This is a genomic window from Methanosarcina sp. UBA411, assembly GCF_002495725.1.
In the GTDB taxonomy this organism is placed as follows: domain Archaea; phylum Halobacteriota; class Methanosarcinia; order Methanosarcinales; family Methanosarcinaceae; genus Methanosarcina.
In genome coordinates this window covers 20,697-34,291 of sequence record NZ_DAGK01000004.1, presented here as the reverse complement: position 1 = coordinate 34,291, position 13,595 = coordinate 20,697, and the positions used below count along the sequence as shown (strand labels likewise).

At 40.7% G+C, this 13,595-nt stretch carries 12 protein-coding genes; 4 read left to right on the top strand and 8 right to left on the bottom strand.

What is annotated here, in order from left to right; all coding sequences use genetic code 11:
- Positions 1-74 precede the first annotated feature (74 nt).
- The 4 genes from BP861_RS02175 to BP861_RS02160 all read right to left on the bottom strand — a co-directional run bounded on the left by BP861_RS02175 (position 75) and on the right by BP861_RS02160 (position 3,434).
- Complete coding sequence (locus BP861_RS02175) at positions 75-380, bottom strand: PDGLE domain-containing protein (RefSeq protein ID WP_292372137.1); 306 nt, start codon at positions 378-380, stop codon at positions 75-77.
- Entirely contained in the window at positions 377-1,039 is a 663-nt protein-coding gene (gene cbiM, locus BP861_RS02170) for a cobalt transporter CbiM (protein ID WP_292372135.1), read from the bottom strand. The genes BP861_RS02175 and cbiM overlap by 4 nt, the downstream gene beginning before the upstream one ends.
- Before the next feature lie 878 nt (positions 1,040-1,917).
- Positions 1,918-2,283, bottom strand: coding sequence for a response regulator (locus BP861_RS02165; protein ID WP_292372133.1), 366 nt, complete (start codon positions 2,281-2,283; stop codon positions 1,918-1,920).
- Positions 2,284-2,429: 146 nt separating this feature from the next.
- The gene (locus tag BP861_RS02160) at positions 2,430-3,434 is read right to left on the bottom strand and encodes a hypothetical protein (RefSeq protein ID WP_292372131.1); all 1,005 of its coding nucleotides are present in this window, start codon (positions 3,432-3,434) and stop codon (positions 2,430-2,432) included.
- A gap of 631 nt (positions 3,435-4,065) precedes the next feature.
- Here BP861_RS02160 and BP861_RS02155 point away from each other — a divergent pair.
- Positions 4,066-5,028 carry a class I SAM-dependent methyltransferase gene (locus BP861_RS02155; protein WP_292372129.1) on the top strand — a complete coding sequence of 321 codons (963 nt, stop codon included), beginning with the start codon at positions 4,066-4,068 and terminating at the stop codon, positions 5,026-5,028.
- Between the two features lie 118 nt (positions 5,029-5,146).
- On the opposite strand, the gene cbiQ is transcribed toward BP861_RS02155, so the two are convergent.
- Positions 5,147-5,953 (bottom strand): cobalt ECF transporter T component CbiQ, encoded by an 807-nt coding sequence (gene cbiQ / locus BP861_RS02150; RefSeq protein WP_292372127.1) that lies wholly within the window; start codon positions 5,951-5,953, stop codon positions 5,147-5,149.
- A 32-nt stretch (positions 5,954-5,985) separates the two neighbouring features.
- Positions 5,986-6,966, bottom strand: a complete 981-nt coding sequence (locus BP861_RS02145; RefSeq protein ID WP_292372125.1) for an ATP-binding cassette domain-containing protein — start codon at positions 6,964-6,966, stop codon at positions 5,986-5,988.
- A 168-nt stretch (positions 6,967-7,134) separates the two neighbouring features.
- Here BP861_RS02145 and dinB point away from each other — a divergent pair, with 168 nt between their 5' ends.
- Positions 7,135-8,232: a DNA polymerase IV gene (dinB, locus tag BP861_RS02140; protein WP_292372122.1), complete on the top strand. Its 1,098-nt coding sequence runs from the start codon at positions 7,135-7,137 to the stop codon at positions 8,230-8,232.
- A gap of 97 nt (positions 8,233-8,329) precedes the next feature.
- Here dinB and BP861_RS02135 read toward each other — a convergent pair whose 3' ends face one another.
- Positions 8,330-10,234 (bottom strand): phosphoadenosine phosphosulfate reductase family protein, encoded by a 1,905-nt coding sequence (locus BP861_RS02135; protein WP_292372120.1) that lies wholly within the window; start codon positions 10,232-10,234, stop codon positions 8,330-8,332.
- 540 nt (positions 10,235-10,774) lie between these two features.
- On the opposite strand from BP861_RS02135, the gene BP861_RS15965 reads away from it, so the two are divergent.
- Positions 10,775-11,416 (top strand): serine O-acetyltransferase, encoded by a 642-nt coding sequence (locus BP861_RS15965; RefSeq protein ID WP_349680987.1) that lies wholly within the window; start codon positions 10,775-10,777, stop codon positions 11,414-11,416.
- 435 nt (positions 11,417-11,851) lie between these two features.
- Here the strand turns inward: BP861_RS15965 and BP861_RS02125 are convergent, their stop codons facing one another.
- Positions 11,852-12,673, bottom strand: coding sequence for a CRISPR-associated protein Cas4 (locus BP861_RS02125; RefSeq protein WP_292372118.1), 822 nt, complete (start codon positions 12,671-12,673; stop codon positions 11,852-11,854).
- Between the two features lie 135 nt (positions 12,674-12,808).
- Here BP861_RS02125 and BP861_RS02120 point away from each other — a divergent pair, with 135 nt between their 5' ends.
- Entirely contained in the window at positions 12,809-13,549 is a 741-nt protein-coding gene (locus BP861_RS02120; protein ID WP_292372116.1) for a helix-turn-helix domain-containing protein, read from the top strand.
- Positions 13,550-13,595 lie beyond the last annotated feature (46 nt).

Here is a 13,595-nt window from a genome sequence, read left to right as displayed (position 1 = left end):
AGTATGCAAGTCGTTTCTGCTTTTTACTTTTTGGAAGAAAAATGGTTTTAAGGGGGGAGAAATAGGCTTTATGTTCAGGCTTTTTTGTTGAATACTTTGCCCAGCCCTAAACTGATTATCAGTACTGCAAGTGTTCCAACAGCTATAGCTACTACTTCTCCACTCTTTCCCAGTCCTTCGATTGAATAGTCAGGCATTGGAGAACCTACTACAGGATCACTTTCTTCCAGTTCGGACATTTTTGATTCCTCAATTACACCTGCAGCAGCACTTTCCAGTCCGTCTGGGTCGGGGGATGCAAGGAAAGGAGCTAGAATCGAGAGCAGAAGTGCAATCACAATTCCTACGTATAAGAATTTTATGTTTGATTTTCCGCTCATGCATGGGCCTCCTTATGCTTCTCTGGTCTGGCAGTGAAATCATCCTCAAGGAGGTCGGGACGGGATCTTGCAATTGCTGTTATTACAACTGAAGTAATCAGGCCTTCGCCGATAAAACCAATTATCAGATGATATGTACCCATGGCAGCCAAGCCGGAAACCAGCGGGAAAGTACCTGCAATCCACATCTCAACTGCACAGGCTATTGCCGAAATAAAGAGTCCGAGCCAGGCGCCTCCGAAGGCTGCAATACTTGTACCTATGCTCTTACGAAGGGCAGCATAGGTATAATATCCGACAAACCCGGAGATAACACCCATATTCAGAATATTCGCTCCCATGGTAGTAACTCCCCCATCACCGAAGGCGAACCCCTGCACAAGCAGGACTAACGTAAGCACAAGAACCCCAGCCCACGGGCTTCCGAAGACTATGGCAACAAGGGCTGCTCCTACCATATGCCCGCTTGTTCCCATCCCTATGGGGATATTCATGGCCTGAATTGCAAAGATTCCTGCTGCAAGGGCGGCAAGAATCGGTACTTTCATCTCATTAAGCTCGTTTTTTGCCCATTTCATTGACATTATAATAAACGGAAGAGCAATAACCCAGTAGATTATTGCTTGGTCAAGCGGTATGAACGAATCAGGTATATGCATTTCATATTTCCCTCTTTTTACCCCGATCTCTTATTTCCTATTAATTCAAACAGGAATTCTTTTTATGTTGAAGAACATTCCTTAAATGAGGTACAGACCTACTTAATATGAAGCCCGAAAATTCTTTTTCAGGAATAACCTTAATTTCTTTATATCTCTTACAATGTTTCAGGTAACCGTTTTCAAAGAATTCTTTTGATAATATCACATTGTCTAGTATTACATATATACGTTTTGGTATTACTTTTTTCGACAATTTTTTTATTGGAACCTTCTCCAGTATCTGTATTTTTATTTTTTAGTCAAATTAAGTATCATCATATCTTCCATTAAGTCGAATCTCTTTTCACATCATTTTTTGACTGCATACCCTACTTATCTCGCTTTCAATTTTGTCACTACGAGATGGTAAATTCTCCAAAAAATTAACGTCCCAATTATGTAAGAATATCTTCTCAAAAATTAATAATTCGTAATAAAAAAATAACCAAAAATCTTAAATACTCATTGGTAATATCGATAAAGGGTCTCTGGCGAACAGACACAAAACTAAATTACCTCCTAATTCGCCTAAGTCACCTGAACTCCTTTTTTCCCCTGCCTGTGGTAACAAAGCAGGCAGGGGCTGGTGCAAAGTTTCAAATTCTAGGTTAAATTGAGGATTTTTACATAGGCATTTATTATCTAAATTAATCAAACTTTAACTAAACATTGAGATGGAATATTCTGATTTTACACATATTAGTGAAAGAATCAAGTATAATCAACGCGGCGTGAAAGAATCGAATCGATCAAACTTAAATAAATATTAAAGTAGCTTTGAGCTTTAGGCTCTGGTCTGTTATTTCAATCAAGTAACCTGGTTTGAGTTAAATAAACTAATTCGGCTCCGAGATTTTTTTTATTACATCCAGCATTCCATCCGGTTTAAAAGGCTTTACTATAAAACCCATGGCGCCTATCTTTATTGATTCGGTTATGAGGGCTTGTTGCCCAAGCGAGGAGCACATTACTACTTTTGCTTCAGGATCCACAGCAAGAAGTTTTTGCAATACCTCTTTTCCATCTATCTCTGGCATAATAATATCCATTAACACGATATCGGGCTTTATTTCTAGATATGTCTGAATTGCCTCTTCTCCATCACTTACTTCTGCAACCACCTCATGCCCGTGTTTTAAGAGAGTGTCTTTAATTACCATTCGCATAAATTCGGCATCGTCCACGATCATAACTCTGGCCATGCATTTCCCTCAATTTTTATTAGTAAACCTTTATACTTTTATTCGGAACTGTATTGTTGTTAATTTTCACTCACATTTCTCACGCTTCGTCGTCCTTCTTTCTGACATTTTTCAAGCGCTAATGTTCAAGCCTTTCAAAGAAATTTTCAATTTATCCCACTATCAGAGCTTTCGTTACAATCAATTCTGTCATACAGCTTTTCCAGATCTTTCTGCAACCTGTTAAGTTCTTTCTTCCAGATTTTCTTATTAAGTTCCATACAGGGGCCAATTTTCAAAGCTGCTAGTTTCACATAATTCAAGGAAATTTTTCTGTTGCTGCAGGGAAGGCCGAAAGCCAGATCAGTTTTTTTGATGCTGTATTTTTCGTGTATCAGGAATTCGTAAAGTTCATTAACCTTATCCGGCTTTTGTTCGGAACTTTCGGAAATGTTTGGGCCAAGATCAGTCAGAGTTCGAAGGTGGGACTGGACGCTACGACTTTCAGGACACAGTTTCTCTGAATTTACAAACTTGAGCAGTTCTCTGAACTCAAGGAAAACATTCGTCTGCTCAAAACCTGAGGGTAGAGTTTTTCCAAGGAAGATAAGGATATGGATGCACTCGTGAAAGAGGATTTTTGCTATTAAAAATTCAATCCTATCCTGAAGATTCCATAACCTTTCGACCAGTCTCCTTTCCCACAACTCATATGGATTTACCAGGACAAGGGATCTGTATATTATTTTCCTGCTTTCCCTGGAAACTATCTTTATCGGCTCGAAGGCTAACCCCGGCATCATCCCAAAAAATTGCACTCGAACCGCCAGATCCCAGCAGTGTTTCCATTCTCCGAAACGCAAGCATTTTACCCGATAATATTTTCCGTCAAAGTTGACCCTTTCGATTAGCCGATACAGATCCTCACTTTGTTCTTTGATAAGAGCTTTTATCACGGATTCCCGGTAAATGTTCAGATCAAGGTAGAGAAACCCTGGAGAAAAAAACGAGCAATCAGGAGCGGGATAAGAAACAGGATAAGTAAAAGGAGAAAAGTATTGAGCAATAGGAGGGGCTTGTGAAGATGTAGGGAATAATTTGTTCCATTCTCCATTTACCAGTAAGGTATTTTTTTCCTTTGGCGAAACCTTTTTTGTTCTTATTCTCTGCATCGTGAATCTGCCCCTCTTGCCCCTGTTTCCCCCAGAATCGAGAGTTCGGTTGTATTACTAAATTTGAATTTGGTAATACTTTGTATTGAAATATCTTATATAATAAATACTTTGTCCCATAAAATCAAAAATTAGTGTTACTTGTCTCCCGAAGTACAAAGTAACTCAAATTGCCTTAGTTCTTTTAGAATCCTCTGATTTTCGAGAATAGAGGAGCTTAAAGTTTTTAATTTTCAAACTAACCTTCTGCAGCTCTATTGGACTCAGATTTATTGGAAGTCTTATTTTCTTTTGAACAACTTTTTACCTGACTTGATGCCATTAAATTCCGTTTTGGTGTTATTTTTATGAATAAATTTATTAACTAGTATGCAGATTAATAAAAGATAGAAATTAATTTATCTTAACTAAATTATTCAAAGTATGAGCCAGAAGTTGGGAAAATCCTGTCTGGCCAGAAAGGAGTAAAATATGTCTGAGGAAATTGCGAGAACACCGGTTATTAGATTGAAAAATACACGCGTAAAATGCCTGAAGATTCGACGCCTGAAGTCAAAAACTGTTTGTCATAAAGAATCTAGCACTGAAGGATGAAACAACCAATAGAACCAAATTATGAAAATTTCTAAAGTTGGCTTTAAATCGATATCAAATTTTCAACATTTCCAAAAAAGTATCTAATACTCTAACTCTGGAAATTGAAGGGGTTCCTAAACCCACTGAAAATGGATGCAGGTTGAAGCCTTCCAAATCTTTAACTGTAAAAATCAGAAAAAATTTATTTAAAAGAAGGGTAGTCAAAGGCCTCTATATTATAATTGCGTGGGGTATTTTTATAGACTGCAAGAAAGTTATTGCAAGTTATTGGAATATCAGATCTTCCACATATACAAACGGGATAAATGGCTTTGATGAAGAGGAACGTGCTGTCTGGAAACAAATATTTGAAAATTCCTTTTCTTTGAGTGAGCGTTTAAACATACTGGATGTGGGTACAGGCGCTGGGTTTCTCGCCCTTCTCTTTGCTGAGATGGGGCATAAAGTAACAGGTATAGATCTCTCAACCAATATGCTCAAGAAAGCGAAGCATAATGCAGACAATATGGGACTTAAAATTGACTTTTTTCATGGAGATGCGGAAAACCTACCTTTTGAGGATAGTTCTTTCGATCTGGTCACGAATAAGTTCCTGCTGTGGACTCTTCAGAAGCCTTCCTGCGCTGTTACGGAATGGAAGCGAGTCCTTAAACCCGGAGGGATGGTTTTTGCCATAGATGGAGACTGGTTTGATCCCAGACCAGGCAGACGCGTTAATAGAATGATTTCTGAGTGGGCAGATAAGTTTTTAAAAAAGAACCAGCACAATTCGGTCTTCAAGGATTATTACGGACCAATCCGGAGCTCTCTGCCTCTCTATGAGAAAATAAGTCCTGAGAATGCCTCCCTTCTCTTTTCAGAAACTGGACTTGTAAATACCTCAGTCAATTCTCTTCTGGAGGTACAGGAATTTAAAAAAAGCAGGCAATCATTCCTACAAAGAGTCCTTGGGAATAACTCAATTTTTCTGGCCTCGGGACAGAAAACCTTAGAATAAGTTCTTCTTATCTAGATAACCTAAATCCCAAGACATCTTCATATCTTCTCTTCTCTCTGTCATCTGTAAGCCTGTTAATAACAATTTGAAGAGTTAATAAAGCGTGGAAGCAGTCCTTTCAGACATAAAGTTGGATATACAGGATGCAGCCTGCACTCAGGAGTAGAAAAAAGATATCCTGGGTTTGGATTTTTGTTCTGTAATACGCTTTTTCATGCCCGCTTCCATAGCCTCTGCAGAGCATGCTTATATAGGTCCTCTCTCCCTGCTCGTAGGAACGTATGAAGATTGAGCTAATGCTATTTCCCACCTGCTCGATGACCCATCTTCTTGGCGCATCTTTGCTCCATATATCAAAGAGTCTTGTTTGCTGTGCGATCCTTATCCTTTTCAGAACGGCCCAGAAAAGGAAGAGGTAACGCACCATCATGCTCAAAAGCAGGGTGAATTCTTTTGGGATGCCTATTCTATCTGCGGCTGCAACCATATCTCTGAGCCGTGTCGTTGAAGAAAACAGGACGACAGTTGTTATGCATACCAGAAATTTCGCAAGCAGTGTACTCCCAAAGGTAAGTCCCTCATAAGTTATACTGAGCCCGAAAGGCAGGTCAAGAGGGTATGGAGTATAAGTTTCCATAAAGGAAGGTCTGAGGAATGGCTGGATAAGGGCGATTGCGAGTCCGAATGGTAAAATCGCAAGAATTCGAAGGAAAAAGTATCTTAGGTCAAGTCCTGCAACAAGCACCAGTAGCAGCAAATAAATCTCTATGGCAAAAAGGCGGACAATATTTTTTTCATGAATCCGGGGGAGACTAACTACATAAATGATTATTACAAGTGTAAAAAGTAACTTTATCCGGGGATCAAGCCTGTGTATTGGACTGTTTTTATATGATTCTCGTTCGATATCCGTAAGCGTTACCATTAAAACTTCTCCTCTGAGACTCTTTCCGGATTTCACTCAATCCTAGCCTTTGGTTGTCCCACGCTTACGAGCCGCAGTATTTCATCTCTGGCTGCTTCGGCTGTTATTTGTATGTTTACATCGAGTCCTTTTTGCTGGAGCATTTCGAATACTTCAGCCACTCTCGGAAGTCTGAGGTGAGCTTTCCTCAGGAGTTCGGGATCGCTGAAGATCTCGTCTGGGCTCCCATCGGCTTCGAGTCTTCCGTGATGGAGAACAAAAACTCTTTCCGCAAAATAAGGGACAACATCCACATCATGGGTAGAAAGGAGCAGGGTGATTCCAAGTTCCCTGTTCATCTTCATAATTAGCTCAAGCACGCGAGCCGAACTGAGGGGATCGAGGCCGGCTGTGGGCTCATCAAGGACTATAACCTCAGGGCGCATTGCAAGGATGCCTGCAATTGCCACAAGTTTCTTCTGCCCTCCGCTCAGATGGTGTGGGGCTCTTTCCTCAAAGCCTGTTAGTCCGACCATCTCAAGTGCTTCTTTGACTCTCGTTTCAACCTCACTTCTGGCTAAACCCATATTAATCGGCCCGAAAGCGATATCTTCTTCAACACTCGGAGCAAGCACCTGGTCATCAGGGTCCTGGAAGACGATCCCTACGGTTTCCCTGCATGCCCGGACATTCTTTTTAGTTATTTTTTCCCCCTTTATTAGAATTTCTCCTGAAAGAGGGCGCAGGATTCCGTTAAGGTGCTTGAATAAAGTCGATTTTCCTGCTCCATTGGCCCCAAGAACTGCAACTCTCTCCCCTTTGAACACTTTGAGGTTGATTTTATCCAGGGCATTTGAATCAAGATGAGGATATCTATGGCAGAGATCTCTAACTTCCAGTATAGGAACACAGCTTCTTCTGGGTACCTGACCCGATTCAGAACCTGTTTCGGATTTCTGGCTCTTTTTGCCTGTTATTTCTTGCGGGAAAGTTGCTGTTTCCTCGGAGTTATGTGGGGAATTCAGAGTGCTCATACTGAAAACGTCCTGTATGAAAATCGTGTCTGCTGCTGAAAACTAACTTTTTTAAAAACAGTGTTACAACTAACGAAGTTATCTTTCTTATGTGTTATGGTTTGTACTTTTCTGCTTCTGAAATTATGAGAGATAATTATACAAATCTTCCCACCCTCTTTTACTGCAATGCAGCGTGTTGTTCTCCATGTGGATATGGACTATTTTTTTGCAGCCATTGAAGAGCGGGAAAACCCTGAGCTTCAGGGAAAAGCCGTTGTGGTCTGCATGCTGTCCGGAAGAAGTGAGCTCAGTGGAGCTGTAAGTACCTGCAATTATATCGCGCGGGAATCCGGGATCAGGGCAGGAATGTCGTGTTCAAAGGCAAAGAAACTGAACCCTGAAGCGGTTTTCCTGCCTGTCCGAAAGGATTTCTATACTTCGGTCTCGGATCGGGTTATGGAAATTCTCAGGAGTTATGCGGATGCTAGGGAAACAGGGGAGGCATTTGAACAGATAAGCATAGACGAAGCCTTCCTGGAAATTACCGAAAAAACAGGTGGAGATTTTAACCTTGCCTTTGAGATTGGAATCCAGATTAAGAATGAAATTAAGGATAAAGAGAAGCTGACCTGTTCGGTGGGGATAGGCCCAAATAAGCTTATTGCCAAGATGGCATCCTCTGTCCAGAAACCCTATGGGATTACGGTTATAAGTCCGGAAAAAGTCGAGAGCTTTCTCTGGCCCCTTAAAGTGTCCAAACTCTGGGGAATAGGGGACGTAACCGCAGGAAAACTGCAGGAATTGGGCATAGTCACAATAAAAGATCTTGCTGAACACAATGTTCTCGACTTGATCTCTACTTTCGGAAAAATGCGGGGTGTCTGGCTTAAACAAGCTGCATCAGGTATCGATAATTCTCCCCTAAAAGAAAGGGATGGCTCTGAACAGATAGGGAGGATCGCAACCCTTCCTGAGGATACCCTTGATATCAATCTTATTTCTCAATTACTTGACAGGCTGGCAGGAGATGTAATTTCAAAACTCGATTCAAGGGAGCTTTCCTTCAGGACTGTAACCGTTACGGTCATAAACTCAAAGTTCAGGATGTATACAAAAAGTCGTACATTAAACCACCCTGTCTATTCAAAAGAAGCTCTTCTCGAGGTGACTCGCGAAATCCTGGGCGAGTTCCTTTCGGAAAGCCGGAATGAGTTCAGACGTGTAGGGGTAAGGGTAGGAGAACTTCAAAAAAGGATGGGTCAGAAAAGCCTTTTTGATTATTGAGTTTTGCCTCTTTTGAAATTTCATGTTTACTTCTATTTGATCCCTTATTTTCTTTCTGCAAAGCACTCCCATTCTAACTCGCGTCAGCTGTAAAAGTTTAAATAAATTTTACAAGCGGGCAGACTTCGATACATGCTCCGCAGTGAATGCAGTTTTCTTTAATCCTTACCTTCTTTTCTTTCATCTCAATCGCGTTATGCTCACAATGGCCCACGCAAATTCCGCACCCCTGGCAGAGTAAAGCCCGTCTTACCGAGAACTCAACAATTCTCATAAGCTTTTTTAGTTCTTTTTCATTCTCGCTTCTTCCGTTAACATTCCCCGAGGCAAAAACCTGTGCTCGGGATTCTCTGAAAGTGACCGAGGCAGCCCCTTCTATAAAAGAAACCTTTCCGATAGGGGAAAGCATTCCGCATTCTTTCAGGGTTTCCATATCAATTGCCTGTCCGAAGCTTCCATCTGCAGACATTCCTCCTGCCTTGCAGGGCCTGTATCCTGTAGCCACTTCAAAATGAAGTTCTTTTGGAGCCTCCTGGGAGGGAAGAAGAGAAATTCCTTTTTTCTCAGCAAGTTCTTGGAGAATCCGAGGATATCGCTTGTAGCGCCATAAACCGTACTTTACCCACTCAGAAGAGAGTCCCATTTTCTCGGCATAGGCAAGGAGATGGGAGTTCAGCTTTTTTGCAAGTTCGGGGTGGCTTTCTTCGAGCTGGAAGAAGTCGGCAAGAGAGGAAGATGGGCAGAGCCAGCATCCCATTCTATCGTATCCTTTCTCATAAGCTGGATTATAGGGGGCTTTTGCCCTGAAAAGGTAAAGCCAGACATGAAGGGCTGTCCAGTCCTGTATTGGGGATGCTCCTACCTGGTTTCCTACCCAGGGATTTTTCCAGATTTTCTTGCTGATTGAACGGGCGTGAGATTCGTACTGCCGCTGCCCTATGAAACTCAGGCATCCGCCTTCGTAGTTTTCATCAATTAACCGGGTAATTGGTCCGAGCTTGCAGATTTTGCAGCACCAGCGGGTATCCATGGTAGGAGGGCCAAAAACACTTATCGAATCCCAGAAAGCGTCTCCTGCACTTGAGGTCCTGAGTTTTTTCCCGTAGTGCTCAACAACCTGTTTGACGTTCTCAAGGGTTTCAGGAAACTCAAGTCCTGTATCTGCAAACATAATTTCGTAATCATCAAGACTTTCACTAACTAGCTGGAGCACAGCAAGGCTATCCTTACCCCCGGAATATGATACGCTTACTTTAAGATTCATGCTCCCTACGACATTTTTAATGAAGGCGTGGGATTTTTCTATCATACCGTCCAGGATTTTTTCGTTGGCTTTTACGGCATCTTCCCAGGTCTGCCCTCCAGATTTCGTTTTTTGTGGCTCTGGCTCCCTGCTCCAGCGTGGTTTTACGGCATGCCCGCGTTTTTCCTCACACATTTCTTTCCCTGACATTCGAGCCCGTCCGCAGCAGATTACTTCCCCCGTAGGGTTCAGCACAACTACCTCATCTTCTTTTTTGATTTCGGGATCGGCATCAAGAACTCCAGGTGCCAGAACACTTGCACCCTTTTCCAGAATAAAAGGTACAACGGCTTGCTCAATAACAACCCATTTTTTCAGGGCTTTTCTATCCCTGCCCTGGAAAAGCCTTCTTGCCCCTTCGAGCCTGGGAAGCAGAACCCATTCACAGCTCTCTATCTCAAATCTAAGAGACGCGATCACTTTCCCGTCAACAATAATTTCGTCCATACGATCTTCATATGGAGCTTTATTTAGTACTACAAGGTGTCCGTCGGGTATAAGGGGCGCATTGAATTGTTTTTCAGAAACCGAATTTATGCGCTTTATATCATAATCAAAAGCCGGGCGGATATCCCCTGGAGGGGTGACCTCAACTTTTTTTGTACTTTTGCCGCATCCGCACTTTTTACCTAGCACAGGCACATTACAGGCCTCACACCAGTGCAGAAGCATTTTTCCAAGATATGCTGGTCTGGACATGTTATGCAGACTGAGAGAGGTTCACCTTTAAAAGGCTTTGGCTCAAGCTTTTTAAAAAAAGCTTGACCAAAAATTCATTTAAAGTCTTCTTCTTTTTCTCAGACTTTCGATATTTTTCCTGGTGAATTTTTGTGTAACGGCGCTTTTGTTAGTGTTGACTTCTCTCTTGGATGTAAATCGAATTTCAAAAAATTATTGAAAGGACATTATTAAAATAAGGTCTTTTAAAGTAGTTTATTCCTTTCGAAAAGTTGCTCAAAAACCTGGATAACTATAAAAAATTTCATGTCATTTAAGAAAAATTTATCTAAATTCTCATCTATGTAATAAAATACACACAGTTACTTCATTGATGTTCCTTAAAACTTCGACCTTTGTGTCAAAGTTAAGCAGGTTAATTGAATATTTTGTACTTCTAGTATTGAGTCAACAGCAAAATGTTGTACAAAATCGATTACAATTATTCGGAATCATTGAATCTTTGATAATTGACTCAACACTAGATATATAGAATTCTAATACCTATTATTATAAGGGGAGATTTTTATAATTAAATCAAAAGCAGATTACGATTTTTATGTTAAAGCGGATAAGTTAGCTTGTGGAAAAAATTATCGGAAGCCTAAATTAGTTGGCGATGATATATGGAAATTTCAGAGAATCCTAAGAAAGGCTGAGTATTACACTAATTGTAAAAAATCCTTAATTTCCAAATTATATTTAAAATATATACAGTACAGATATCACAAGATAAGTATTTGTCTAGGGTTTACTATCCCCCTAAATGTTTTTGGTCCAGGGTTATGCATAGCTCATAGAGGAACTATAGTTATAAACAAGAACGTCAGGGTCGGAGAAAATTGCAGGATACATGCCTGCACCAATATAGGATCTAACAGAGACGAGACTTCGGCTCCACAAATAGGAAATAATGTATACATCGGACCGGGCGCTAAAATTTTTGGAAATATTACAATTGCAGACGATATTGCAATTGGAGCAAATTCCGTTGTAAATAAATCATTTTACGAAAAAGGTATTTCAATTGCAGGCGTTCCTGCTAAAAAAATAAATAACAAAGGAACAAATGGAATCTTACTTTCAAATAAAGAGTCATTCAATTCCAATAATTCTAAAATTGCTACAAAGATGGAACAATCTCCATTGATCGTTCTCAAATAATTAATTTTCGTGATAGAAGTGTAGGTTTCATACACATTTATTCAATAGGTGTATATTTATTTTTTAAAAATTTTCAGTCATAGGTGAAATAAAACAAATTCATGTGCAACTCTGATGCGCTTCGTTCAATTAGCCCATATTATATGTCCACTCTCCCCAAAATTTCTTTTTTAAGATATATCTTAGTTATTTTTATTAAGGCTTTAAAGACGGTGAAGAAAGGAAAATCTGTATCTTTTTTAAATTTCAGAGATGAAATCTCATGTTAAATATAATATTATCTCCGTTTATTCATTGTTCATGGGGATTAAAATGAACCTCAAGCCAAATACTGAAAACCTAAAAATGAGCTGAATAGAGGACAAAATGCTAGAAGAGGCCACCAAAAAGATTAAAATTCTTTTAAATGTTTCAAAATGGACCATTATCCCAGTTTCATAAAAATTTCGACATCAGGGACGGGCTCGGTGTGCATTGCTCTAGAAAGTTACATTCCTTACAGAATTTCTCTTCCTTTCTCTCAGGCATGAATCCGGCCTTAATTTTCTCAACTTCCCTGCAGATTTTGAGGACTTCCCGCCTATCCGAGCTTCGAACAACTACCCTTCGGAGCAGGCCGAAACTTACATACTCCACAAAGGCAAAGGGAACTTCTTTTCCACTTTCGGCTTCAAGAAGAAGGACAAAAGCTGCGGCATGTATCCGGTCAGAAGCCCAGACTCCCTGTTCAGGGCAGCTTCCTGGCTTTAAGATTGACGGAACCTGCGCACCTTCAAAGTAAACCAATTTGGAGGGGACACCTTTAAGGTTGAGTCTTTCCGAGGAAAGAAACGGCTCGGTTTTAATAGGCGTGAGTGCCGCAAGAATAGGCTCTTTACCATATTCTTCAATTGCTCTTAGAAGGTTGGCTGCAATTTCGGGAATTTTAGCCCTTGCCCGCGCTTTTCCTTCCTCAAAAGTTTCTCTCGTAACCTCTGAAAGTTCTCTCGGAAACAAGAGCGGAAGGTCTGTACATATCCTTGTAAGGGAAATTTCAAGCTCTTTATGGAGGTTATCGTCATTTAACGAACACCCCTTCACAATTTCGGGATAAGTCAGGGAAAGTTCTTTCAGGATCATTCTTTCGAGCCTGGAGGTGTTTATTTCTGGAAATAATTCAAAGCCTCGGCTGGCAAAGTACACTCTTCTAGGGCAGTTGATATATAAAAGAAGATCTGAGACGTTTATCTCTTGATTCTGTAGCTCGGCTGACATCATATGTTATTTCTTTTACAAGTGTTATAAATTTTTGTGAGAATTTTCGCACTAGATTGTACAGAAGTCTTGCGACAATTGCCGAACTAATATTCGTTAGATATATATGGTACTGTTTCCTCTTAGAGTACGTAATTCATGACATCTAATGAATCCTCAGAAAATCTGCGCAACCGTCTTGCGGAAAAAATGGCTGGAGATATAACCCTTTCGGAAAAGCCGGGAGAGTCACTCAAAAAGTGGAGATCGAATTTCGAGATATCCCAGACCGATATTGCAAATTACCTTAAGGTTTCTCCCTCCGTTATCAGTGACTATGAAAGTGGAAGGCGAAAGTCTCCAGGGACACTAATTGTAAAAAAAATTGTAGAATCTCTTCTTGAGATTGACATAGATAGGGGAAGCAAAAAAATTCACGCTTACGAGTCAATACTTAATTCCGAAAGCAGTACGAAATCCATCTACTCAACATATGAGTATACGTTCCCGATACAGCTTGCAAAGCTTGTCAACCTTATAGAAGGAGACATCGTCTACAAAGGAGTGGAAAGGCCTCTTTACGGTTTCTCTGTGATTGACAGCCAGAGAGCAATCTTGGAACTTTCTTCCCATGAATTTCAGAAGCTCTACGGCTGGAGTACGGACAGAGCCATGATCTTTACGAAGGTCAGTACTGGGAAATCCCCTTTGGTGGCCATCAGGGTTACCAACCTTAAGCCTGGCGCCGTGGTACTTCATGGGCTTCGAAAAGAAGAGGTAGAACCTGTTGCGGTCAAGATGGCTGAAGTCGACCGTATTCCCCTGGTCGCAACTACGATGGATCTTGACCAGATTGTACAGTTAATGAGAAAATACAGTCAATACTATGCTAAGGAATGAACTCCCTTTATTCTGATACCCTGAAAAACTCAAAAACAGGTGGAAA

Bases quoted from the DNA above. Each gene is read 5' to 3' on its own strand.
- BP861_RS02175 (WP_292372137.1), bottom strand. From the start codon at position 380: ATGAGCGGAAAATCAAACATAAAATTCTTATACGTAGGAATTGTGATT.
- cbiM (WP_292372135.1), bottom strand. From the start codon at position 1,039: ATGCATATACCTGATTCGTTCATACCGCTTGACCAAGCAATAATCTAC.
- BP861_RS02165 (WP_292372133.1), bottom strand. From the start codon at position 2,283: ATGGCCAGAGTTATGATCGTGGACGATGCCGAATTTATGCGAATGGTA.
- BP861_RS02160 (WP_292372131.1), bottom strand. From the start codon at position 3,434: ATGCAGAGAATAAGAACAAAAAAGGTTTCGCCAAAGGAAAAAAATACC.
- cbiQ (WP_292372127.1), bottom strand. From the start codon at position 5,953: ATGGTAACGCTTACGGATATCGAACGAGAATCATATAAAAACAGTCCA.
- BP861_RS02145 (WP_292372125.1), bottom strand. From the start codon at position 6,966: ATGAGCACTCTGAATTCCCCACATAACTCCGAGGAAACAGCAACTTTC.
- dinB (WP_292372122.1), top strand. From the start codon at position 7,135: ATGCAGCGTGTTGTTCTCCATGTGGATATGGACTATTTTTTTGCAGCC.
- BP861_RS02135 (WP_292372120.1), bottom strand. From the start codon at position 10,234: ATGTCCAGACCAGCATATCTTGGAAAAATGCTTCTGCACTGGTGTGAG.
- BP861_RS02125 (WP_292372118.1), bottom strand. From the start codon at position 12,673: ATGATGTCAGCCGAGCTACAGAATCAAGAGATAAACGTCTCAGATCTT.
- BP861_RS02120 (WP_292372116.1), top strand. From the start codon at position 12,809: ATGACATCTAATGAATCCTCAGAAAATCTGCGCAACCGTCTTGCGGAA.